Genomic DNA, 23,636 nt, shown 5'->3' with positions numbered 1-23,636 from the left:
GGCGCTGCGCTCCTTATACGGCAATCCTCGACAACCGCCCAGCACGATCAGGGTTCGGGCGGCGTCAACTCGATACTTTCGGTCACCGCGTCTTCCAGGCGCTGCAGTTCCAGCCCCAGCGCCTCGTCGCTGTCGGCGTAGCGCTGGGCGATGTTGGCGAACCCTTCGGCGACTTCGCTGAAGGCCTCCACCACGCGCGGGTCGAACTGGCTGCCGGCGCCCGCCTTGATGCGCACGGCGGCGTCCTCCGGGGTCAGCGAGGAGCGGTAGGCGTGGCGGCAGGTGAACTCGTCGTAGCAGTCGATCAGCGAGAGCATCCGCGCGCCGAGGGGAATCTGCTCGCCGCAGAGCCCCTCGGGGAAGCCGCTGCCGTCCCAGTGCTCATGGTGGCTGTAGGCGATTTCCTTGGCGTAGCGCAGAAATTCCGCCGGGGAACCCAGCTTGCGTTCGGCCGCCGCGAGCGCATCGCGGCCCACGGTGGTATGGCTCTCCAGCACCCGCTGGTCGGCCTCGTCCAACTGGCCGGGGCTGTGCAGGATACGGTCGGGAACGGCGACCTTGCCGATGTCGTGCAGCTGCGCCGAGCGCACCAGCAGCTCGATGTTCTCCACCGACAGCTCGGCGGCGAATTCCGGGTGCAGCGACAGCGCGCTGCCCAGCAGGCGCATGTAGTGCTCGATGCGCACCAGGTGGTTGCTGTGGGGGTTGTCGCGCAGGTCGCAGAGGGTCGCCATGGCTTCCAGGGTGGCATCCTGGATGGCCTGCAATTCGCGGGCGCGGCGGCGCACCTCCAGCTCCAGGTATTCGCTCTTGTCGCGCAGGAAGTCGGCGTTGGCCTTGAGGTTCAGGTGGGCGCGGATGCGCGCCAGCGTCACCGGCGGGCTGATCGGCTTGGTCAGGTAGTCCACCGCGCCCAGGTCCAGGCCCTTCTGCTCATCGGCAGCGCTGACCATGCCGGTGAGGAAGATCACCGGGATGTCGCGGGTCAGCGGGTCGGCCTTGAGCTGGCGGCAGACTTCGTAGCCGTCCATCTCCGGCATCATGATGTCGAGCAGCACCAGATCCGGGCGCGGTTCGTTCTGCATCAGGCGCAGCGCCTTCTCGCCGCTGGCGGCCACGCGCACCTGGTAGCGGTCCATCAGCAGCTCGCTCATGAGCATCAGGTTGTCGGGCTGATCGTCCACCACCAGGATCATTTCCTGCTCCGGCCGGTCCAGCATGCTATCCATCGCAACTCCTCGCATCGGTCAGATTCGTGACATGCCATGGGGAATCGGACCACGCCCCTGTCCGCGTGTTCCTACGCCCGCCTTCTCTATATGCGGATATCGCGCTCCCTCGCGAGATTCACCAGACTTTCCAGGGCCCGTTCGAACTCGAACCGCCGCACCGCGGTCGCGATGCCCTCGTAGCCCTCATTGAAGACGCTGCGCAGCAGGCTTGCACGCTCGCCGAGCAACCGCCCGGCGCGCGGATCGTCCGCCGCCAGCAGGTGCGCCAGGCGCCGGCAGACCTGCTCGATCTCGGCGACGTTGCCGCTCTCCAGCAAGGCCGGTGCGGCCGCCGCCGCGGTCAGCATCGGCACCGGCAGCGGTTCGTGGCTGATGTTCTGCAGGCTCAGGCTGGCCGCATCGTCGACCCGCCCCATGGGCAGCCGGCACCAGAACAGGCTGCCGCGGTTCGGCTCGCTGTCCACGCCGACACTGCCGCCCATGGCCTCGGCCAGCTTGCGGCAGATCGCCAGGCCCAGGCCCGAGCCACCGTAGCGGCGGGTGATGGAGCTGTCAGCCTGCTGGAAGGACTCGAACAGACGCTCCTGCTGCGCCTCGGAGATGCCGATGCCGGTGTCGCGGAAGGCGAAGTACAGCTGCAGGCTGTCTTCGTCCTCGTCCTCCAGGCGGACGATCAGCACCACCTCGCCCTGTTCGGTGAACTTCAGCGCGTTGTTGCCGTAGTTCATCAGGATCTGCCGCAGGCGCAGGGAGTCGCCCACCACCTGGGCCGGCACCCGCGAATCGATTTCGCAGCGCACTGCCAGGCCCTTGCTGGCCGCGCGGATGTTGAACAGGTCGAACAGTTCGCCGAGCAGGCGCTCGAGGTCGAAGGCGATGTGCTCGAACTCCAGCTTGCCGGCCTCCACGCGGGACAGGTCGAGGATGTCGCTGATCAGTTCCAGCAGGTACTGGCCCGACCCCTGGATCTTGCCCAGGTAATCCACCTGCTGCGGGTCGAGGGTGGTTTCCTGGAGCAGGTGCGCCAGGCCGATGATGATGTTCAGCGGCGTGCGGATTTCGTGGCTCATGTTGGCGAGGAAGTCGCTCTTGAGCTGCGCCGCCTCTTCGGCCAGGTCCCGCGCCTGGGCCAGCGCCAGCTCGGTGGACTTGCGCGCGGTGACGTCGCGGCTGACGCCCACCAGCCCCAGCAGCCGGCCGTGGTCGTCATGGAAGGCGCTGCGCAGGGTGTCGAACAGCACCCGCCGGCCATCCGGGTACACCACCCAGCCTTCGCTGGCGTAGGGCTCGCTCGCGGTCAGCGCCTGGCGGTCGCGCTCCTGGCGGCCGGCGCTGGCGGCGCGGCTGAACAGTTGTGCATCGCTGCGGCCGACGATGTCCTGCGGGGCGCGCCCCAGGCAATCGGCGAAGGCCTGGTTGACCCCCAGGTAGCGGCCGTGGGTGTCCTTGAACCAGATCGGATCGGGGATCGAGTTGATCAGCGCCAGCAGGGTGCTGCGCTGGCGCCGTTCCTCGGCTTCGGCGCGGGCGCGCTCGGCCACCTGGATCGACAGCCGGCGGTTCCAGACCAGGACGAAGGTCAGCAACGCCAGGACGCCAACCGCCCAGGGCCAGGCGATCTGCAGCAGGTGCATCCAGTCGAAGACATCCAGCGAAGGCAGCCAGCGCGCCTGGATCGCCTCCTGCTCGTCGCGGGTGATATCGCCCAGCGCGCGGTCCAGCAGCGGGATCAGCGGCTCCAGTTCCTTGCGTGTGGCGAAGCGCACCTGGCTGTTGCCCAGCCCGCTCTCGCCACGCACTTCCATGTTGGACAGGCCAAGCTGCTCGATCAGGAACGTGGTGCTGATGAGGTTGCCCACATAGGCGTCGGCGCGCCCGGTGGACACCGCCTTGAGCGCGCTGGGGGAATCCTCCACCAGGACGAAGTCGATGCCCGGCACGGCCTTGGTCAGCAGCTCGTGGACGGCGTAGTCATGCTCCACCGCCACCCGCCGGCCGGAGAGATCGTCCAGCGAACGGATGGTGCTGTCGCGGCGGGCGAAGATCAGGCTGCTGGTGGTGACATAGGGCTCGGTGAAGCTCAGGAAGCGCTGGCGATCCTCGGTGGCCGCCATGGACGGCAACAGGTCCACTTCGCCGGCCTTCACCGCCGCCAGCACCTCTTCCCAGGTGTTGTAGAGCACCGGCTGGACCTTCATGCCCAGGCGCTCGGACAGCAGTTGCAGGTAGTCCGCGCTGATGCCGTGGAACTGGTCGAACTCGTCGATCACCTCGAACGGCGGCCAGCCGGCACGGAACAGGCCGACTCGGATCGGCTCGTGGGCCGCGATGAAGGCGCGCTCCGGCTCGCTCAGGGCCAGGCTCGCAGCCCGGGTCTGGGCGCTCAGCGCGAGGAGCAGCAGCAGGCAGCACAGGCAGAATCGGCGCAAGGGCATGGGATCTTCTTCTGGGATTACCCAGCAAGCGTAGCCCCTGCCGCCGCGCTTCGAGTTTGAAAACGCGATGCGGATTGCTGCGCATCCAGCCGGGACGGACAATCGCCCCAACAGCCATTGCCCCGGAGAGCTGCCATGACGACCACCCACCTTGACCCCGAGCGCTGCTGGCAGGCGGTCTGCGAGCGCGATGCGCGCTACGAGGGGCGTTTCGTCTTCAGCGTGCGCTCCACCGGCGTCTACTGCCGGCCGAACTGCCCGGCGCGCCGCCCCTCGCGGGACAACGTGGCCTTCCACGTCGCCCCCGAGGCCGCCGAGGCCGCCGGTTTTCGCCCCTGCAAACGCTGCTCGCCGCGCGGCCCGAGCCCGCGCGAGCAGATGGACGCGCTGGTGGCCGCGGCCTGCGAGCTGCTCGACCAGGCCGACAAGCCACTGACCCTGGACGAACTGGCCGGGCGCATCGGCCTTTCCGCCTCGCACCTGGCTCGCGCCTTCAAGGCCCGCACCGGTCTCACCCCGCGGGCCTGGGCGGAATCCCGCCGCGAGCAGCGCCTGGCCGCCGCCCTGCCGCAGTCACGCTCGGTACTCGATGCCGCGCTGGAGGCAGGCTACTCCGGTACCCGCGCCCTGTATGAGAGCGCCGCACCGCTGAGCCCCGCGCAACGCCGGCTGAAAGGCGCCGGCGAACGCCTGCGCTATGCCATCGCGCCCTGCCCGCTCGGCCAGGTGCTGCTGGCAGCCACCGACAAGGGCGTGTGCGCGCTGCTCTTCGCCGATGACGCCAGTGAACTGGAGCAGCAACTGGCCGAGCGCTTCGCCGCCGCCGAGCGCGAGCGCGACGACGCCGGCCTGGGCGACTGGCTGCGCGAGGTGATCACCCAGCTGGAACAACCCGAACAGGCCGCGCACCTGCCGCTGGACCTGCACGGCAGCGCCTTCCAGCTGCGCGTCTGGCGAGCGCTGACGCGCATTCCCAGCGGCGAGACGCGGCGCTACGGCGAGCTGGCCGAACAACTGGGCACCCACCCGCGGGCCATCGCCCGCGCCTGCGCCAGCAACAGCGTCGGCCTGCTGGTGCCCTGCCACCGCGTGGTCGGCGGCACCGGCGAAGGCGGCTATCGCTGGGGTTTGCCACGCAAGCGCGAACTGCTGCGGTGTGAAGAGCACGCCGCCGGTCAGGGCGCCGAGGCAGATTGACCTCGGTCACGCACGGCGCGCGGGGGCGCCGTGCTATGGTTTCGGCCTCGCCCCGCTCCCCCGGAACACCATGGATTTCTGGCCCCTGATCACCCGCCTCGGCGACAGCTCCCTGTTGGCGCCGGCCGCCGCGTTCGTCTTCTGCTGGCTGCTGTACCGCGGCGAAACCGCCAAGGCCGGGCTCTGGGCGACGCTGTTCGGATTCTCGACCGCGCTGGTGGTGGCATCGAAACTGGCCTTCATGGGCTGGGGCATCGGCATTGCGGAGCTGAACTTCACCGGCATTTCCGGCCACAGCATGATGGCCGGGGCGGTGCTGCCGACCCTGGCGGCGCAGTTGTTCGCCTCGCGGCGCGCCAGCCTCGCCGCTGCCGCGCTGGCGGCGGGCATGGCCGTGCTGGTGGGCGTGTCGCGGTTGGCGATCAACGTGCATTCGCCGGCCGAAGTCTATGCCGGCCTGGCCCTGGGCCTGGGCACCAGCGCACTGTTCCTGGGCGCCACCCGCGCCAGCCTGCCGGCCTTCCAGCCCGCCCTCCTGCTGCTGGTGATCGCCCTGGGCGTGGGGCAGACGGCCACCGGCGTGCGCGCCCCGACGCACCAGATGCTGGAGCGCATCGCCGCCCACCTGGCTGATCGGGATCGCCCCTTCCAGCGCGGCCAGTGGGCTGGCCAACCGGACGTCTGAGCCGATATTTCGTTCGGTTTTCCGAACGATGATCCCCTGAAAATCCGGACAACCGAACGACGGGCACTCTCGCGCCTCGCCGATCAAGAATAATTAATCTTTTATATTCAGTAAGTTACAAAAACAGGCAGGCCTTGGCACGGAGCCTGCTCTGCTCCACCTCGAACAGGCGACCGGCCTGGAGTGAGCCTCGCCGGCGCTGGACTGAATAACAAACACAACCAGTCGAGGTAGTTTCCATGCGTTTCGCACCCCGTGCGCTGGGCGTCGCCATCGTTGCCGCTCTGCTCGCTACTCCCGTCGTCGCCGAAGAACTGACCGGTACCCTGAAGAAGATCAAGGAATCGGGCACCATCGTCCTCGGCCACCGTGACGCCTCCATCCCCTTCTCCTACCTCGGCAGCGATCCGCGCCAGCCCGAAGGCTACTCCCATGACCTGCAGATCAAGGTCGTGGAAGCGCTGAAGAAAGAGCTGAACCTCCCCGACCTGAAGGTTCGCTACAACCTGGTGACCTCCCAGACCCGTATCCCGCTGGTGCAGAACGGCACCGTGGACATCGAGTGCGGCTCCACCACCAACAACCTCGAGCGCCAGAAGCAGGTCGACTTCTCCGTCGGCATCTTCGAGGTCGGCACCCGCCTGCTGACCAAGACCAGCTCGGGCATCAACGACTTCCCGGATCTCAAGGGCAAGAACGTGGTGACCACCGCCGGCACCACCTCCGAGCGCCTGCTCAAGCAGATGAACGCCGACCAGAAGATGGGCATGAACATCATCTCGGCCAAGGACCACGGCGAGTCCTTCCTGATGCTCGAATCCGGCCGCGCCGTGGCCTTCATGATGGACGACGCGCTGCTCTACGGCGAAATGGCCAAGGCCAAGAAGCCCGACGACTGGCATGTGGTCGGCAAGCCGCAGTCCTACGAGATCTACGCGTGCATGGTGCGCAAGGGCGATGCACCGTTCAAGCAGGTGGTCGACAAGGCCATCACCGACACCTTCGCCTCGGGTGAAGTGAACAAGATCTACGACAAGTGGTTCATGCAGCCCATCCCGCCGAAGAACCTGAACCTCAACTTCCCGATGAGTGATGAGCTCAAGAAGCTGATCGCCAATCCGACCGACAAGTCTGCCGAGCAGATGTAGGAGCCTGTCCAGGGTCTCGCGAGCTAGAGCAGAGCAAGGCGAAAACAAGTAAGGGTGCGGAGTTAACAGCTGTTAATGCGCACCCCCAAACCTGTCTTCAACGCCGCTCTGCCGATGCGCAGAAGATCCTGGCCAGCTCCGCAGGTCGCGTGCGGCTGCGCTCACAAGGCACAGCCACGCGGGGGATCGGGAGCGCCAGCCACGCGCTCCCGACCCACACTCCTAATCTGACGATGCCGGAACACCCGCTACCCGCGGGTGGCGGGGCGCTTCACGCCCGCGTCCGGCCTCGAACACCGTGAAATGTCATACCCGAGGGGAAACCCGTCATGGATTACAACTGGGACTGGGGCGTGTTCTTCAAGTCCACCGGGATCGGCGACGAACGCTACCTGGACTGGTACATCACCGGCCTGGGCTGGACCATCGCCGTGTCGCTGGCGGCCTGGGTCATCGCCCTGGCGCTCGGCTCGCTGCTGGGCGTGATGCGCACGCTGCCCAACCGCTGGTTGTCGGGCATCGCCACCGCGTATGTGGAGCTGTTCCGCAACGTGCCGCTGCTGGTGCAGCTGTTCATCTGGTACTTCCTGGTGCCGGACTACCTGCCGCAGCCGCTCCAGGACTGGTTCAAGCTGGGCATCGCCCCGGAAACCTCCGCCTTCCTCAGTGTGGTCGTGTGCCTGGGCCTGTTCACCGCCGCGCGGGTCTGCGAACAGGTGCGCACCGGCATCCAGGCGCTGCCCAAGGGCCAGCTCGCCGCCGCCAGCGCCGTGGGCTTCCGCCTGCCGGCGATCTACCGCCACGTGCTGCTACCGCAGGCGTTCCGCATCATCATTCCGCCGCTGACCTCGGAATTCCTCAACGTCTTCAAGAACTCCTCGGTGGCCTCGCTGATCGGCCTGATGGAGCTGCTGGCGCAGACCAAGCAGACCGCCGAATTCAGCGCCAACCTGTTCGAGGCCTTCACCCTGGCCACCGCGATCTACTTCACCCTGAACATGAGCCTGATGCTGATCATGCGCATGGTCGAGAAGAAAGTCGCCGTGCCGGGCCTGATCTCCGTGGGAGGTAAATGATGGACTTCAGTCAGATCGTCCCCGCCCTCCCCGGCCTCTGGGAAGGCATGTTCACCACCCTGCAGCTGATGATCCTCGGCGTGCTGGGCGGCGTGGTGCTGGGCACCATCCTGGCGCTGATGCGGCTGTCCAACAGCAAGCTGCTGTCGAACATCGCCGGCTTCTACGTGAACTACTTCCGTTCGATCCCGCTGCTGCTGGTGATCACCTGGTTCTACTTCGCGGTGCCGTTCATCCTGCGCTGGATCACCGGCCAGGACACCCCCGTGGGCGCGTTCACCTCGTGCCTGGTGGCCTTCATGATGTTCGAGGCGGCGTACTACTGCGAGATCGTCCGCGCCGGCATCCAGGCCATCCCCAAGGGGCAGATCGGCGCGTCCTACGCCCTGGGCATGACCTACGGCCAGTCCATGCGACTGATCATCCTGCCCCAGGCGTTCCGCAAGATGACCCCGCTGCTGCTGCAGCAGAGCATCATCCTGTTCCAGGACACCTCGCTGGTGTACTCGGTGGGCCTGATGGACTTCCTCAACGCCGCCCGCTCCCGCGGCGACATCATCGGCCAGCCCCATGAGTTCCTGATCTTCGCCGGTCTCGTCTACTTCGTCATCAGCTTCGCCGCCTCCCTCGGCGTGAAGCGCCTGCAGAAAAGGTTAACCGTATGATCTCCATCGACAACGTCAGCAAGTGGTACGGCGACTTCCAGGTTCTCACCGACTGCAACACCCGGGTCGCCAAGGGTGAAGTGGTGGTGGTCTGCGGGCCGTCCGGTTCAGGCAAATCGACCCTGATCAAGTGCGTCAACGCGCTGGAGCCCTTCCAGAAGGGCGACATCACCGTCGACGGCACCTCCATCGCCAACCCCAAGACCGACCTGCCGAAACTGCGCTCGCGCGTCGGCATGGTGTTCCAGCACTTCGAGCTGTTCCCGCACCTGACTATCACCGAGAACCTCACCATCGCCCAGCGCAAGGTGCTGGGGCGCAGCAAGGAAGAGGCGATGGACAAGGGCATGAAGCTGCTCGACCGCGTCGGCCTCAAGGCCCATGCGCACAAGCACCCCGGCCAGCTCTCCGGCGGCCAGCAGCAGCGCGTCGCCATTGCCCGCGCGCTGGCCATGGACCCGATCGTCATGCTGTTCGACGAGCCGACCTCGGCGCTCGACCCTGAGATGGTCAACGAGGTGCTCGACGTGATGGTCCAGCTCGCCCAGGAAGGCATGACCATGATGTGCGTGACCCACGAGATGGGCTTTGCGCGCAAGGTTGCCGACCGGGTGATCTTCATGGACCGCGGCCAGATCGTCGAGGACTGCCCGAAGGAGGAATTCTTCGGCGACCTGCAGAACCGCGCCGAACGCACCCAGCAGTTCCTCGCCAAGATCCTGCCGCACTGATCCGACCGCTCCGCTCCAGCGTTCCACCTGAAGTCCCCGGCCCGCCGGGGACTTCGACCTCACCGTAACTACAAGAACAAATAAGGAAGTCCCATGCGCGTGTTCCACTTCAGCAAACTGCCCCTGGGCGTCGCGATCCTAGCGGCGAGTTCTTCGGTGTTCGCCGTCACCCTTGACGGCGGCGCGGTCGCCTCCCCCGACCAGTACGGTGCGAAGGTCGCCGCCGACATCCTCAAGAAGGGCGGCAACGCCGTCGACGCCGCGGTCGCCACCGCCTTCACCCTCGCGGTCACCTACCCCGAAGCCGGCAACATCGGCGGCGGCGGCTTCATGACCCTGTACGTGGAGGGCAAGCCGTACTTCCTCGATTACCGCGAGATCGCCCCCAAGGCGGCGACCAAGACCATGTACCTGAACGACAAGGGCGAGGTGATCGAGAACCTCAGCCTGGTCGGCGCCAAGGCCGCGGGCGTGCCAGGCACCGTGATGGGCCTGTGGGAAGCGCACAAGCGCTTCGGCAAGCTGAAGTGGAGCGAGTTGCTGACCCCGGCCATCGGCTACGCGCAGGGCGGTTTCAAGGTCGCCGACCAGCAATACCAGTACCGCCAGGACGCCATCGCGCTGTTCAATGGCAAGACCAACTTCGGCGACTACTTCGGCACCATGAAGCCGGGCGAGGTGTTCAAGCAGCCGGAACTGGCCAGGACTCTTGAACGCATTGCCGACAAGGGCCCGGACGACTTCTACAAGGGCGAGACCGCCAGGCTGCTGGTGGCGCAGATGAAGCAGGACGGCGGTCTGATCACGGCCGACGATCTGAGCACCTACGAGGCCAAGTGGCGCGAACCGATGCGCATCGACTGGCAGGGCAACACCCTGTACACCGCGCCGCTACCCAGCTCCGGCGGCATCGCCCTGGCCCAGCTGATCGGCATCAAGGAACAGCGCGCCGCCGATTTCAAGGGCGTGGAACTGAACTCCGCCAAGTACATCCACCTGCTCTCGGAGATCGAGAAGCGGGTGTTCGCCGACCGTGCCGACTACCTGGGTGACCCGCAGTTTTCCAAGGTGCCGGTGGCCCAGCTGACCGATCCGAAGTACATCGCCAAGCGCGCGAAGGAAGTGAACCCGGACGCCATCTCGGCCACCGAAAAAGTCCGCCCGGGCCTGGAAACGCACCAGACCACGCACTTCTCCATCGTCGACAGGGACGGCAACGCCGTCAGCAACACCTACACCCTCAACTGGGACTTCGGCAGCGGCGTGGTGGTCAAGGGCGCAGGCTTCCTGCTCAACGACGAGATGGACGACTTCAGCGCCAAGCCCGGCGTGGCCAACGCCTTCGGGGTCGTCGGCAGCGACGCCAACGCCATCGAACCGGGCAAGCGCATGCTCTCCTCCATGAGCCCGAGCATCGTCACCCGCGACGGCCATGTCAGCCTGGTACTGGGTACCCCCGGCGGCTCGCGGATCTTCACCTCGATCTTCCAGGTGCTGAACAACGTCTACGACTTCCACCTGCCCCTGGAGAAGGCAGTCGCCGCGCAGCGCGTGCACCACCAACTGCTGCCCAAGGACACCCTCTACTACGACGCTTACGCACCGCTCACCGGCAAGGTCGCCGACGAGCTCAAGGCCATGGGCTACACCCTGGAAGACCAGGGCTGGAACATGGGTGACATCCAGGCCATCCGTGTGAACGGCAAGGCCTTGGAAACCGCCTCCGATCCGCGTGGCCGCGGCGTCGGCATGGTGGTTACCCCCTAAGCCCGAGGACGCGCACCGTGTGGTACCCGAGCCAGTCCATCGCCGCCCCCCGGCGCTGGGCTGGCTCGGCCCCGGCGACTGTGCTGCAATGCGCTTCCAGCCCATTGCCGCCGCCGCTCAACGTGAAGCCACGCCTCGTGCGCAACTACCTGTTGCCCTTCCTGCTGCTCCTGCTCACCCTGGGCTTCGGCTACGGCGGCTACCTGATCAGCGAAGGCGCCGGCACCCGCAGCCTGATCGAGAGCGGCGAGCGCCAGCTCGAACTGCACGCCCGCGGCGTGGAAAGCGAGATCAGCCGCTACACCTACCTGCCCAGCCTGCTGGAGCTCGAAGGCAGCGTCAGCCGCCTGCTGGTGGACCCGACGCCGCTGCACCGCGACCGCGTCAACCATTACCTGGAAGGCCTCAACCGCCGCGCCGGCAGCCGCGCCGTGTACCTGCTGGACACCTCCGGGCGGGTACAGGCCACCAGCAACTGGCAGGACGCCGACAGCTACCTGGGCGAGGACCTGTCCTTCCGTGCCTATTTCCAGGAAGCGGTGAACGGCCGCCCCGGCCGCTTCTACGGCATCGGCAGCACCACCGGCGAGCCCGGCTACTACCTCGCCCACGGGCTCGTGCACGGCGGCAAGATCGTCGGCGTGGCGGTGGTGAAGGTGCGCATGGAATCCCTCGAGGAACGCTGGGAGAAGGCGCGCCTGCAAGCCTTCGTCAGCGACGAGAACGGCATCATCATCCTCTCCAGCGACCCGACCCTGCGCCTGAAGGCCGTGCGCCCGCTCAGCGACCAGGACAAGGAACGCCTCGCCCGCAGCCTGCAGTACTACTGGTGGGCGCTCAACGAATGGCAGCCGCTGGCGCGCCAGCCACTGGGCGACGACGTCGAGGAAATCAGCTTCCCGCCGCCCGCCGGCGAAGGACACGGCGACAGCCACAAGCCGCTCAGCTACCTGATGCAGACGCGCCGCCTGAGCGACACGCCGTGGAACTTCACCCTGCTCACGCCGCTGGCCGACCTGCGCCGCGAAGCGCTGATGCACGGCGTTCTCGCCGCCGTCGGCTTCGCCCTGTTCGCCTTCCTGCTGATCGCCTGGAACGAACGGCGCAAGGTCATCGCCACCCGCCTCGCCGCGCGCGAGGCGCTGGAGCAGGCCAACAATGCCCTGGAGCGGCGCATCGCCGAGCGCACCGCCGACCTGCGCGCCAGCAACCAGCACCTGCGCGAGCAGATCCGCGAGCGCCGCCAGGCCGAGGACACCCTGCGCAAGGCCCAGGACCGCCTGGTGCAGGCCGGCAAGCTGGCGGTGATCGGGCAGATGTCCACCAGCATCGCCCACGAACTCAACCAGCCGCTGGCGGCGCTGCGCACCCTGTCGAGCAACAGCGTGCGCTTCCTCGAACGCGGCAAGCTGGACGTCGCCAGCAGCAACCTCGACGCCATCGCCGAAATGGTCGACCGCATGGGCCGCATCACCGCCAGCCTGCGCGCCTTCGCCCGGCGCGCCGACGACCATGGCCAGGCGACCCTGAGCAAGGCGGTGGACGCCGCGGTGATGGTACTGCAAGTGCGCCTGGCCGCCGTGCCGGTGACCCTGCACCGCGACTTTGCCGACGCCCAGCTGGCCATCGACCAGACGCGCCTGGAGCAGATCCTGGTCAACCTGATCGCCAACGCCCTCGACGCCATGGGCCCGCAGGACGACCGCCAGCTCTGGCTGGAGGGCCGCGTCGAGAACGACGGCCACTACCGCCTGGTGGTCCGCGACAATGGCCCCGGCATCCCGCAGGACGCGCGGGCGCACCTGTTCGAACCCTTCTTCACCACCAAGCCCGGCGAACTCGGCCTTGGCCTGGGCCTGACCCTGTCGGCCAGCCTTGCCACCGCCGCCGGCGGCAGCCTCGGCGTGGCCTACCCGGAAGCCGGCGGTACCGCCTTCGAGCTGCACCTGCCGCTGCTGCCCGCCATGGAGACACCCGCATGAGCGACCCATCCCTGCGCGTCCTGATCGTCGAGGACGACCCCCATGTACGCCTCGGCTGCCAGCAGGCGCTGGCCCTGGAAGACATCGAGACCGACAGCGTGGGCAGCGCCGAGGAAGCGCTGAAGAAGATCGGCGCCGACTTCCCCGGCATCGTCGTCAGCGACATCCGCATGCCCGGCATGGACGGCCTGCAACTGCTGGAGAAACTCAAGGCGCTCGACCCCAGCCTGCCGGTGGTGCTGATCACCGGCCACGGCGACATCGCCATGGCGGTCAAGGCCATGCGCGACGGCGCCTACGACTTCATGGAAAAACCCTTCTCCCCCGAGAAGCTGGTGGACACCGCGCGCCGCGCCCTCGCCCAGCGCGCCCTGACCCGCGAAGTCAGCCAGCTGCGCCGCCAGCTCGCCGGCCGGCAGGCCCTGGAGAGCCGGCTGATCGGCCGCTCGCCGGCCATGCAGGCGCTGCGCGAGCTGATCGCCAACGTCGCCGACACCTCCGCCAACGTGCTCATCGAAGGCGAGACCGGCACCGGCAAGGAGCTGGTCGCACGCTGCCTGCACGACTACAGCCGGCGCCAGCCCAAGCCCTTCGTCGCGCTCAACTGCGGCGGCCTGCCGGAAAGCCTGATCGACAGCGAAATCTTCGGCCACGAGGCCCACGCCTTCACCGGCGCCGGCAAGCGGCGGATCGGCAAGATCGAACACGCCGACGGCGGCAGCCTGTTCCTCGACGAAATCGAGAGCATGCCGCTGAACCTGCAGATCAAGCTGCTGCGCGTGCTGCAGGAACAGCAGCTGGAACGCCTGGGCTCCAACGACCTGATCCGCGTGGACTGCCGGGTGATCGCCGCGACCAAATCCGACCTCGCCGCCATGGGCCGCGAGGGCACGTTCCGCAGCGACCTGTATTACCGCCTCAACGTCATCACCCTCAACCTGCCGCCGCTGCGCGAGCGCCGCGAAGACATCCTCATGCTCTTCGAGCACTTCCTGCAGCAGTCCTCGCTGCGCTTCGACCGCCCGGCGCCGCCCATCGACAACGCCACCGCCGCGACGCTGATGGCCCACGACTGGCCGGGCAACGTGCGCGAGCTGCGCAACGTCGCCGAACGCTTCGCCCTCGGCCTGCCGGTGCTGGCCGGCGGCAACCTCGGCCCGGACGCCGGCGAGCCGCGCTTCGCCGAGGCGGTGGAAGCCTTCGAGAAAAGCCTGCTGTCCACCGCCCTGGAGCGCCACGCCGGCAACCTCAGCCAGGCCGCAGCAGCCCTGGGCATGGCCAAGACGACGCTGTTCGACAAGGTGAAGAAATACGGCCTGAAGAGCGATTAATTCCATCTGTAGGAGCGAGCTTGCTCGCGAACGCTTTTTGACCGGAGATACATGGCGTCAGGCGGGTTCGCGAGCAAGCTCGCTCCTACAAGGCAACGCCACCCGCCCATTGATCTGGCACGAAGTGTCCCGGACACTATCGACCTTTGAACCGGCCGCACGAGCGGGAGCCAACATGTCCACCCAAGCCGAAACCCTCTGGAACCAGCTCTGCGCCGACGCCGGCGTCGACCCGCAACAGCGCATGGCCGCGCGCCAGGCCATTCTCGCCGACAGCAGTGCGCTGGACGCCACCGTCTACCGTCCGGACGACAACGACCCGGACGCCGAAGAACTGGATATGGGCGACGCCAGGGTGCTCTTCCTCGGGCCTTTCGAAGCCCCCGTCGAATGGGACGCCGCCGAGCGCGAGGACTTCTTCGACGACGCCGACCCGGCGCTGTTCTTCAGCGCACGTATCGAATGCGAAGCCGAGCCGGGCAGCGCCGGGTTCTTCGTTCCGGAAGTGGGCGACTACCTGGCGGTGATGGATGGCGGCAAGATCCAGATGTACTTTCTCCACGACTGGCGCGAAGACGAAGACGGCTGCACCTGCGTGCTGATCCGCGACGACATCCAGCTCTGAGCCCGCGATAGCGCCCGCCCCTGCAGGAGCGGGCCATGCCCGCGACCGCGCGTACTGCGCCGCCCAACCGTTTCGCCCCCTCGCCCCACCGCTACCGCCGGTCAGCACCACATAAATTCCTACAAATATGTGGGAAGGCTCCGATGAATTCGCCGCGGTTCCGCTGTCTAGAGTACTCGCCCCTTTTCAAACGGCCGGACCGCCGCCATGAACCACACTCCCGACACGCTCTGGGTCGATGTGGAGACCTGGTCTCCCTATCGCCCGCAACGCATTCTCCACGGGCGCATCAGCCGCGCGGACTACCTTGCCCTGCGCGACGGCCATGCACCCTTCGAGGTGCGACTCGGCGATTGCCAGAGCCGCCATTGCCCCACCGGTCCGGTGCAGGACCTGTTCCTCAGCGGCTCGCACATCCTCAACGTCACGCCGGCCGAGCGGGTGGCCTGACGCACGTGGCAGAGTCCCACGGGCTAATCAGAAGAACCTGACAGAGACCGCGCGGGGTAGACGCTATGGTTCGCCCCCCCAATATCCTCCGTCGGGAGACGTGGCAATGAACGAACAACTGAAGGTCGAAGTGGTGGTTCGCGCCCATGATCGCGAATCCTCCGTACTCCATGGCTCGATCAGCCAGGGGGACTACCGCGCGCTCTGTGCCGGCGCGGCACCTTTCGTGGTCCGCATCAACGACTGCCAATCCGACATGGGGCTGCTCGACACCCCCGAAGACCTGTACGTGCGCAGCGCCTACATCCTCAGTATCGAGGTGCTCGAGCGCCCCGCCGCCCGTCAGTCGGCCATGCCGCGGTAGACGTAGGTCATCGGCCGCGGCCCCGGCAGGTAGTCCTGGATCAGTTCGCGCAGGTGGAAGCCGCCGGATTCGATCAACGCCGGCATGTCGCGGTCCAGGTGGCAGCCGCCCGCCAGCGGCTTCCATACCGGCGTGAGCCGCTGCTGCCACGCGCGCACGCCGGCATCCGGCGCCAGGCCGTGTTCGCAGAACAGCAGTTCGCCGCCGGGCTTGAGCACCCGGCGCATCTCCTTCAGCGCCGCCACGGCATCGGGGATGCTGCACAGGGTGAAGGTGCAGACGATGCTGTCGAAGCTGCCGGCCTCGGCGCGGATCTGCCCCAGCTCCAGCGCCACCATGTCCACCGGAATACCGATGGCCGCGGCGCGCTTGCGGGCGAGCGTCTGCATCTGCGCCGCCGGGTCGACGCCAACGATTGTCGACACTTTCGCCGGATCGTAGAACGACAGGTTCAGCCCGGTGCCCATGCCGATCTCCAGCACCCGCCCGCGCGCGCGGGGCACCAGCAGCGAGCGCTGCTTCATGACGTCGCCCATGCCGCAGGCGAAGTCGATCAGGTGGGGCAGCACATAACGGTCATAGAGTTGCATGGGCGTTCTCCCTCGATTCAGCCGATCCTAGCGGGCCGGCGCAGCTTGGGCACGGCGGCCGACGAGGGGATACCCGCCATTCTCGCGCACATCGACGCCGGGCCAACCGACCACCTGGGCATAATCACCCTCCCCCATTAGACGATTGTCGACAATTCATCAGATCTTGATTGACCGAAGGCTTTTCCAGGGGTAGCTTTCGCCGCACACCAAGAAGATTGTCGACACCATGAGCGATAGCCTGATTCTGCCCACCCCTGTCAGCGACGACGGCGAGACCCTGTCGGAACACGTGTTCCGCAAGATCCAGTCGGCCATCGTCAAGGGCGAAATCGCCCCCGGCAGCAAGATTTCCGAGCCGGAACTGGCGCGTACCTACGGCATCAGCCGCGGCCCGCTGCGCGAGGCGATCCACCGCCTGGAAGGCCAGAAGCTGCTGGTGCGCGTGCCGCACGTCGGCGCGCGGGTGGTTTCGCTGAGCCACGAGGAGCTGCTGGAGCTTTACGAAATCCGCGAATCCCTCGAGGGCATGGCCTGCCGCCTGGCCGCCGAACGCATGAGCCCGGCGGAAATCGACGAGCTGCGCCGGGTGCTCGACACCCACGAGCGCGACGAGGCGTTCCAGGCCGGGCGTGGCTACTACCAGCAGGAAGGCGACTACGACTTCCACTACCGGATCATCCAGGGCAGCGGCAACCGCACCCTCACCCGCATGCTCTGCGGCGAGCTGTACCAGCTCGTGCGCATGTACCGCCTGCAGTTCTCGGCGACGCCCAACCGTCCGCGCCAGGCTTTCTCCGAGCACCACCGGATTCTCGATGCCATCGCCGATCGTGACGGCGAACTGGCCGAGTTGCTGATGCGCCGTCACATCGGCGCCTCGAAACGCAATATGGAGCGCCACTACCTGGACGCCCAAGCCAAGACAGCCAACGAACGAGGTGAACAATGAGCTACAAGACCGCCGGCCAACGTTTCCGCGACGCCCTTGCCGAAGAAAAGCCGCTGCAGGTGATCGGCGCGATCAACGCCAACCACGCCCTGCTGGCCAAGCGCGCCGGCTTCAAGGCCATCTACCTGTCCGGTGGCGGCGTGGCGGCAGGTTCCCTCGGCCTGCCGGACTTGGGCATCAACACCCTGGATGACGTGCTCACCGACGTGCGCCGCATCACCGACGTCTGCGACCTGCCGCTGCTGGTGGACATCGACACCGGCTTCGGCCCCAGCGCCTTCAACATCGAGCGCACCGTGAAGAGCCTGATCAAGGCCGGCGCCGCCGCCGCCCACATCGAGGACCAGGTGGGCGCCAAGCGCTGCGGCCACCGTCCGGGCAAGGAAATCGTCTCCGTGGACGAAATGGCTGACCGCGTGAAAGCCGCCGCCGACGCCAAGACCGACCCGAACTTCTTCCTCATCGCCCGCACCGACGCCATCCAGGCCGAGGGCGTGGACGCCGCCATCGAGCGCTGCCTGCGCTACGTCGAGGCCGGCGCCGATGCGATCTTCGCCGAAGCCGCCTACGACCTGCCGACCTACAAGCGCTTCGTCGAGGCGCTGAACGTGCCGATCCTGGCCAACATCACCGAGTTCGGCGCCACCCCGCTGTTCACCCGCGACGAGCTGGCCTCGGTCGGCGTGGCCATCCAGCTGTATCCGCTGTCCGCCTTCCGCGCCGCCAACAAGGCCGCCGAAGCCGTGTACACCGCGATCCGCCAGGAAGGTCACCAGCAGAACGTGATCGACCTGATGCAGACCCGTGCCGAGCTGTACGACCGCATCGGCTACCACGCCTTCGAGCAGAAGCTCGACGCGCTGTTCGCCGCCGGCAAGAAGTGAGCCTGAACCTTATGTAGGGTGCATAACGCCCCAAGCGTTATCCACCATCGGCTGTGACGGCGGATAACGCTTCGCGTTATTCGCCCTACGCCAGGGCCGGCTACCCGCGCTGGAGCCGGCCAACCAGATTCGAACCGAAACCTCGGCCCTGCCGGGGGACAAGAACAAGCAACCGGATTTGATGAGGAGACACGCGATGAGCGCTACCGCAGAAACCACCACCGGCTTCAAGCCGAAGAAATCCGTGGCCCTGAGTGGCACCGCCGCTGGCAACACCGCCCTGTGCACTGTCGGCCGCACCGGCAACGACCTGCACTACCGTGGCTATGACGTCCTGGACTTCGCCAACCGCTGCGAATTCGAGGAAATCGCCCACCTGCTGGTCCACGGCAAGCTGCCCAACGTCGCCGAACTGGCCGGCTACAAGGCCAAGCTCAAAGCCCTGCGCGGCCTGCCGGCCGGCGTGAAAGCCGCCTTGGAAACCCTGCCGCCCTCGGCCCACCCGATGGACGTGATGCGCACCGCCGTGTCCGTGCTCGGCTGCCTGTCGCCGGAGAAGGACGACCACAACCATCCGGGCGCCCGCGACATCGCCGACAAGCTGATGGCTTCGCTGGGTTCGGCGCTGCTCTACTGGTACCACTTCAGCCACAACGGCAAGCGCATCGACGTCGAGACCGGCGACGACTCCATCGGCGGCCACTTCCTGCACCTGCTGCACGGCGAGAAGCCTCGCGAGTCCTGGGTGCGCGCCATGCACACCTCGCTCAACCTGTACGCCGAGCACGAATTCAACGCCTCCACCTTCACCTCCCGCGTGATCGCCGGCACCGGCTCGGACATGTACTCCTGCATCGCCGGCGCTATCGGCGCGCTGCGCGGCCCGAAACACGGCGGCGCCAACGAGGTGGCCTTCGAGATCCAGAAGCGCTACGACAACCCGGACGAAGCCGAGGCCGACATCCGTGCCCGCGTCGAGAAGAAGGAAGTCGTGATCGGCTTCGGCCACCCGGTCTACACCGTGTCCGACCCGCGCAACAAGGTGATCAAGGAAGTCGCCCAGCAGCTGTCGAACGAGCAGTCCAACACCAAGATGTATGACATCGCCGAGCGCCTGGAAAGCGTGATGTGGGAAATCAAGAAGATGTTCCCCAACCTCGACTGGTTCAGCGCCGTCAGCTACCACATGATGGGCGTGCCCACCGCGATGTTCACCCCGCTGTTCGTCATCGCCCGCACCGCCGGCTGGTCCGCCCACGTCATCGAGCAGCGCATCGACGGCAAGATCATCCGCCCGAGCGCCAACTACACAGGTCCCGAAGACCTCAAGTTCGTGCCGCTCAAGGACCGCAAATGATGAACACTCAATTCCGCAAACGCCTTCCCGGCACCGCGCTGGATTACTTCGACGCCCGCGAGGCGGTCGATGCGATCCAGGCCGGCGCCTGGGACAAACTGCCCTACACCTCCCGCGTGCTGGCCGAACAGCTGGTGCGCCGCTGCGAGCCCGAGGACCTAACCGCCTCCCTGGAGCAGCTGGTCTACCGCAAGCGCGACCTGGACTTCCCCTGGTACCCGGCGCGCGTGGTCTGCCACGACATCCTCGGCCAGACCGCGCTGGTCGACCTCGCCGGCCTGCGTGACGCCATCGCCGAGAAAGGCGGCGACCCGTCCAAGGTCAACCCGGTGGTGCCGACCCAGCTGATCGTCGACCACTCGCTGGCCGTGGAAGCCGCGGGCTTCGACCCGGATGCGTTCGAGAAGAACCGCGCCATCGAGGACCGCCGCAACGAGGATCGCTTCCACTTCATCGACTGGACGAAAACCGCGTTCAAGAACGTCGACGTGATCCCGGCCGGCAACGGCATCATGCACCAGATCAACCTGGAGAAAATGAGCCCGGTGATCCAGGCGCGCGGCGGCGTGGCCTTCCCCGACACCTGCGTCGGCACCGACTCGCACACCCCGCACGTGGATGCCCTGGGCGTGATCGCCATCGGCGTCGGCGGCCTCGAAGCCGAGACCGTGATGCTGGGCCACCCGTCGATGATGCGCCTGCCCGACATCGTCGGCGTGAAGCTCACCGGCCAGCGCAAGCCGGGCATCACCGCCACCGACATCGTCCTGGCGATCACCGAGTTCCTGCGCAAGGAGCGCGTGGTTGGCGCCTACGTCGAGTTCTTCGGCGAGGGCGCGGACAGCCTGTCCATCGGCGACCGCGCGACCATCTCCAACATGTGCCCGGAATACGGCGCCACCGCCTCGATGTTCTACATCGACGGCCAGACCATCGATTACCTCAAGCTCACCGGCCGCGAGCCCGAGCAGGTGGCGCTGGTGGAGACCTACGCCAAGACGCTCGGCCTGTGGAGCACCGCGCTGGAAACCGCCGAGTACGAGCGCGTGCTGGAGTTCGACCTGGGCAGCGTCGTGCGCAACATGGCCGGCCCGTCCAACCCGCACCGCCGCCTGCCGACCTCGGCGCTGGCCGAGCGCGGCATCGCCGACGAAGCCAAGCTGCAAGCTGGCAAAGGTGAAGAGGCCCAGGGCCTGATGCCCGACGGCGCGGTGATCATCGCCGCCATCACCAGCTGCACCAACACCTCCAACCCGCGCAACGTCATCGCCGCCGGCCTGGTGGCGAAGAAGGCCAACGCGCTGGGCATGGTCCGCAAACCGTGGGTGAAGACCTCCTTCGCGCCGGGCTCCAAAGTCGCCAAGTTGTACCTGGAAGAAGCCGGCCTGCTGCCGGAGCTGGAGAAGCTCGGCTTCGGCATCGTCGCCTACGCCTGCACCACCTGCAACGGCATGTCCGGCGCGCTGGACCCGGCGATCCAGAAAGAGATCATCGACCGCGACCTGTACGCCACCGCCGTGCTCTCGGGCAACCGCAACTTCGACGGTCGCATCCACCCCTACGCCAAGCAGGCCTTCCTCGCCTCGCCGCCGCTGGTGGTCGCCTACGCCATCGCCGGCACCGTGCGCTTCGACATCGAGCAGGACCCGCTGGGCACCGACCAGCACGGCAACCCGGTCACCCTGAAGGACCTCTGGCCGTCCGACGAAGAGATCGACGCCATCGTCGCTTCCAGCGTCAAGCCCGAGCAGTTCAAGCAGGTGTACATCCCGATGTTCGACCTGGGCAGCGTGCAGGAAGCCGAAAGCCCGCTGTACGACTGGCGCCCGATGTCCACCTACATCCGTCGCCCACCGTACTGGGAAGGCGCGCTGGCCGGCGAGCGCACGCTCAAGGGCATGCGTCCGCTGGCGATCCTGCCGGACAACATCACCACCGATCACCTGTCGCCGTCCAATGCCATCCTGGCGGACTCGGCCGCCGGTGAGTACCTGGCGAAGATGGGCCTGCCGGAGGAGGACTTCAACTCCTACGCCACCCACCGCGGCGACCACCTGACCGCCCAGCGCGCCACCTTCGCCAACCCGCAGCTGGTCAACGAAATGGCCGTGGTGAACGGGGAAGTGAAGAAGGGCTCGCTCGCCCGCGTCGAGCCGGAAGGCAAGGTGATGCGCATGTGGGAAGCCATCGAAACCTACATGAACCGCAAGCAGAACCTGGTCATCGTGGCCGGCGCCGACTACGGCCAGGGCTCGTCCCGCGACTGGGCGGCGAAGGGCGTTCGCCTGGCGGGCGTGGAAGTGATCGTGGCCGAAGGCTTCGAGCGCATCCACCGTACCAACCTGGTGGGGATGGGCGTGCTGCCGGTGGAGTTCAAACCGGGCACCACCCGCCTCACCCTGGGCCTGGACGGCACCGAGACCTACGACATCAAGGGCGACATCTCGCCGCGCAGCGACCTGACCCTGGTGGTCAATCGCCGCAACGGTGAAGTGCTCGAAGTCCCGGTCACCTGTCGCCTGGACACCGCCGCCGAAGTGAAGGTGTACAACGCCGGCGGCGTGCTGCAGCGCTTTGCCAAGGACTTCCTCGAGTCGTCCGTGGCGTGATGTAACGGCTCCGGCCTGCCGAGTGCGGGCCGGGTTGAAAGCCCCTCTCCCCCGCCCTCTCCCTGAAGGGAGAGGGAGCTGTCCGTGCCGGCTGATGCCATGGTTTCAACCTGCACCCAACGGTCCCCTCTCCCTTCAGGGAGAGGGTTAGGGAGAGGGCAGCCCACCACCGAATTCCCAGGGACCCGACCCATGCCCCACGTACCCCAAGTGAAGATCCCCGCCACCTACATCCGCGGCGGCACCAGCAAGGGCGTGTTCTTCCGCCTGCAGGACCTGCCCGAGCGCTGCCAGGTGCCGGGCGAAGCCCGCGACCAGCTGTTCATGCGCGTGATCGGCAGCCCCGACCCGTACGGCGCGCACATCGACGGCATGGGCGGCGCCACCTCCAGCACCAGCAAGTGCGTGATCCTGTCGAAGAGCACCCAGCCGGACCACGATGTCGACTACCTCTACGGGCAGATCTCCATCGACAAGGCCTTCGTCGACTGGAGCGGCAACTGCGGCAACCTCTCCACCGCCGCCGGCTCCTTCGCCATCCACGCAGGTCTCGTCGATCCGTCGCGCATCCCCGACAACGGCACCTGCGTGGTGCGCATCTGGCAGGCCAACATCCAGAAGACCATCATCGCCCACGTGCCGATCACCAACGGCCAGGTGCAGGAGACCGGCGACTTCGAGCTGGACGGCGTGACCTTCCCCGCCGCCGAGATCGTGCTGGAGTTCCTCGACCCGTCCGACGACGGCGAGGACGGCGGCGCCATGTTCCCCACCGGCAACCTGGTGGACGACCTGGAAGTCCCCGGCATCGGCACCTTCAAGGCGACCATGATCACCGCCGGCATCCCCACCATCTTCGTCAACGCCCAGGACATCGGCTACACCGGCGCCGAGCTGCGCGAAGCGATCAATGGCGACCCCGAGCAACTGGCGCGCTTCGAGAAATTCCGCATCGCCGGCGCCCTGCGCATGGGCCTGATCAAGACCCCGGAAGAAGCCGCGACCCGCCAGCACACGCCGAAGATCGCCTTCGTCGCGCCGGCCAAGGACTACGTCACCTCCAGTGGCAAGCAGGTGAAAGCCGGCGACGTCGACCTGCTGGTGCGCGCGCTGTCCATGGGCAAGTTGCACCACGCCATGATGGGCACCGCCGCCGTGGCCATCGGCACCGCGGCCGCCATCCCCGGCACCCTGGTGAACCTCGCCGCCGGCGGTGGCGAACGCAGCGCCGTGCGCTTCGGCCACCCCTCCGGCACCCTGCGCGTAGGCGCCGAGGCGAAGCAGGTGAACGGCGAGTGGACCGTGACCAAGGCCATCATGAGCCGCAGCTCGCGCATCCTCATGGAAGGCTGGGTACGGGTGCCGGGCGATTCGTTCTGATCGCCACGTCTCCCTGTGTGCAACAAGGCCCGCATGCGCGGGCCTTGTCGTTTTTCGTGGAGGGATCGTGCCTGGGTTTCCCTCACCCCAGTCCTCTCCCGGAGGGAGAGGGGGCTGTTCGGAGCAGGCAAAGAACACGACGCAGCCTGGAGACTCGATACAGCAGGCGCGAAGGG

20 protein-coding genes are annotated in these 23,636 nt (G+C 67.0%); 17 read left to right on the top strand and 3 right to left on the bottom strand.

What is annotated here, in order from left to right; genetic code table 11:
- Positions 1 to 47: 47 nt before the first annotated feature.
- Complete coding sequence (locus N0B71_RS12700; RefSeq protein ID WP_259759218.1) at positions 48 to 1,229, bottom strand: two-component system response regulator; 1,182 nt, start codon at positions 1,227 to 1,229, stop codon at positions 48 to 50.
- An 86-nt stretch (positions 1,230 to 1,315) separates the two neighbouring features.
- A complete protein-coding gene (locus tag N0B71_RS12695; protein ID WP_259759217.1) occupies positions 1,316 to 3,667 on the bottom strand; it encodes an ATP-binding protein in 2,352 nt (783 codons plus the stop codon).
- Between the two features lie 135 nt (positions 3,668 to 3,802).
- On the opposite strand from N0B71_RS12695, the gene ada reads away from it, so the two are divergent.
- The 12 genes from ada to N0B71_RS12635 all read left to right on the top strand — a co-directional run bounded on the left by ada (position 3,803) and on the right by N0B71_RS12635 (position 15,688).
- The gene (gene ada, locus N0B71_RS12690) at positions 3,803 to 4,864 is read left to right on the top strand and encodes a bifunctional DNA-binding transcriptional regulator/O6-methylguanine-DNA methyltransferase Ada (protein ID WP_259759216.1); all 1,062 of its coding nucleotides are present in this window, start codon (positions 3,803 to 3,805) and stop codon (positions 4,862 to 4,864) included.
- A gap of 70 nt (positions 4,865 to 4,934) precedes the next feature.
- A complete protein-coding gene (locus N0B71_RS12685; RefSeq protein ID WP_259759215.1) occupies positions 4,935 to 5,549 on the top strand; it encodes a phosphatase PAP2 family protein in 615 nt (204 codons plus the stop codon).
- 239 nt (positions 5,550 to 5,788) lie between these two features.
- Positions 5,789 to 6,697: a glutamate/aspartate ABC transporter substrate-binding protein gene (locus tag N0B71_RS12680; RefSeq protein ID WP_259759214.1), complete on the top strand. Its 909-nt coding sequence runs from the start codon at positions 5,789 to 5,791 to the stop codon at positions 6,695 to 6,697.
- A gap of 329 nt (positions 6,698 to 7,026) precedes the next feature.
- Complete coding sequence (locus N0B71_RS12675) at positions 7,027 to 7,773, top strand: amino acid ABC transporter permease (RefSeq protein WP_259759213.1); 747 nt, start codon at positions 7,027 to 7,029, stop codon at positions 7,771 to 7,773.
- Positions 7,770 to 8,438: an amino acid ABC transporter permease gene (locus N0B71_RS12670; protein WP_259759212.1), complete on the top strand. Its 669-nt coding sequence runs from the start codon at positions 7,770 to 7,772 to the stop codon at positions 8,436 to 8,438. Before N0B71_RS12675 ends, N0B71_RS12670 begins: the two co-directional genes overlap by 4 nt.
- Complete coding sequence (locus tag N0B71_RS12665; RefSeq protein ID WP_259759211.1) at positions 8,435 to 9,169, top strand: amino acid ABC transporter ATP-binding protein; 735 nt, start codon at positions 8,435 to 8,437, stop codon at positions 9,167 to 9,169. Before N0B71_RS12670 ends, N0B71_RS12665 begins: the two co-directional genes overlap by 4 nt.
- Before the next feature lie 93 nt (positions 9,170 to 9,262).
- Positions 9,263 to 10,936, top strand: coding sequence for a gamma-glutamyltransferase (gene ggt, locus N0B71_RS12660; protein ID WP_259759210.1), 1,674 nt, complete (start codon positions 9,263 to 9,265; stop codon positions 10,934 to 10,936).
- Positions 10,937 to 11,016: 80 nt separating this feature from the next.
- Entirely contained in the window at positions 11,017 to 12,918 is a 1,902-nt protein-coding gene (locus N0B71_RS12655) for a sensor histidine kinase (protein WP_259759546.1), read from the top strand.
- Entirely contained in the window at positions 12,915 to 14,249 is a 1,335-nt protein-coding gene (locus N0B71_RS12650; RefSeq protein WP_259759209.1) for a sigma-54-dependent transcriptional regulator, read from the top strand. Before N0B71_RS12655 ends, N0B71_RS12650 begins: the two co-directional genes overlap by 4 nt.
- A 175-nt stretch (positions 14,250 to 14,424) precedes the next feature.
- A complete protein-coding gene (locus N0B71_RS12645) occupies positions 14,425 to 14,874 on the top strand; it encodes a hypothetical protein (RefSeq protein WP_259759208.1) in 450 nt (149 codons plus the stop codon).
- Positions 14,875 to 15,081: 207 nt separating this feature from the next.
- Positions 15,082 to 15,324: a hypothetical protein gene (locus N0B71_RS12640; RefSeq protein WP_259759207.1), complete on the top strand. Its 243-nt coding sequence runs from the start codon at positions 15,082 to 15,084 to the stop codon at positions 15,322 to 15,324.
- A gap of 106 nt (positions 15,325 to 15,430) precedes the next feature.
- Positions 15,431 to 15,688 (top strand): hypothetical protein, encoded by a 258-nt coding sequence (locus N0B71_RS12635; RefSeq protein ID WP_259759206.1) that lies wholly within the window; start codon positions 15,431 to 15,433, stop codon positions 15,686 to 15,688.
- Here the strand turns inward: N0B71_RS12635 and N0B71_RS12630 are convergent.
- Positions 15,667 to 16,278 carry a class I SAM-dependent methyltransferase gene (locus tag N0B71_RS12630; RefSeq protein WP_259759205.1) on the bottom strand — a complete coding sequence of 204 codons (612 nt, stop codon included), beginning with the start codon at positions 16,276 to 16,278 and terminating at the stop codon, positions 15,667 to 15,669. The two genes, N0B71_RS12635 and N0B71_RS12630, sit on opposite strands and share 22 nt — an antisense overlap.
- 229 nt (positions 16,279 to 16,507) lie before the next feature.
- Between N0B71_RS12630 and N0B71_RS12625 the strand changes: the two genes are divergently transcribed.
- The 5 genes from N0B71_RS12625 (at position 16,508) to prpF (ending at position 23,460) form a co-directional block, all read left to right on the top strand.
- Positions 16,508 to 17,230 carry a GntR family transcriptional regulator gene (locus N0B71_RS12625; RefSeq protein ID WP_259759204.1) on the top strand — a complete coding sequence of 241 codons (723 nt, stop codon included), beginning with the start codon at positions 16,508 to 16,510 and terminating at the stop codon, positions 17,228 to 17,230.
- Positions 17,227 to 18,114 (top strand): methylisocitrate lyase, encoded by an 888-nt coding sequence (gene prpB, locus N0B71_RS12620; protein ID WP_259759203.1) that lies wholly within the window; start codon positions 17,227 to 17,229, stop codon positions 18,112 to 18,114. Before N0B71_RS12625 ends, prpB begins: the two co-directional genes overlap by 4 nt.
- Before the next feature lie 196 nt (positions 18,115 to 18,310).
- Entirely contained in the window at positions 18,311 to 19,471 is a 1,161-nt protein-coding gene (gene prpC, locus N0B71_RS12615; RefSeq protein WP_259759202.1) for a bifunctional 2-methylcitrate synthase/citrate synthase, read from the top strand.
- Positions 19,471 to 22,080, top strand: coding sequence for a Fe/S-dependent 2-methylisocitrate dehydratase AcnD (gene acnD / locus N0B71_RS12610; RefSeq protein ID WP_259759201.1), 2,610 nt, complete (start codon positions 19,471 to 19,473; stop codon positions 22,078 to 22,080). Before prpC ends, acnD begins: the two co-directional genes overlap by 1 nt.
- 192 nt (positions 22,081 to 22,272) lie before the next feature.
- Positions 22,273 to 23,460, top strand: a complete 1,188-nt coding sequence (prpF, locus tag N0B71_RS12605; protein WP_259759200.1) for a 2-methylaconitate cis-trans isomerase PrpF — start codon at positions 22,273 to 22,275, stop codon at positions 23,458 to 23,460.
- Positions 23,461 to 23,636: the final 176 nt, after the last annotated feature.

Source organism: Pseudomonas sp. GCEP-101 (assembly GCF_025133575.1).
Classification (GTDB): domain Bacteria; phylum Pseudomonadota; class Gammaproteobacteria; order Pseudomonadales; family Pseudomonadaceae; genus Pseudomonas; species Pseudomonas nitroreducens_B.
This window is presented reverse-complemented; position numbering and strand designations above follow the sequence as displayed.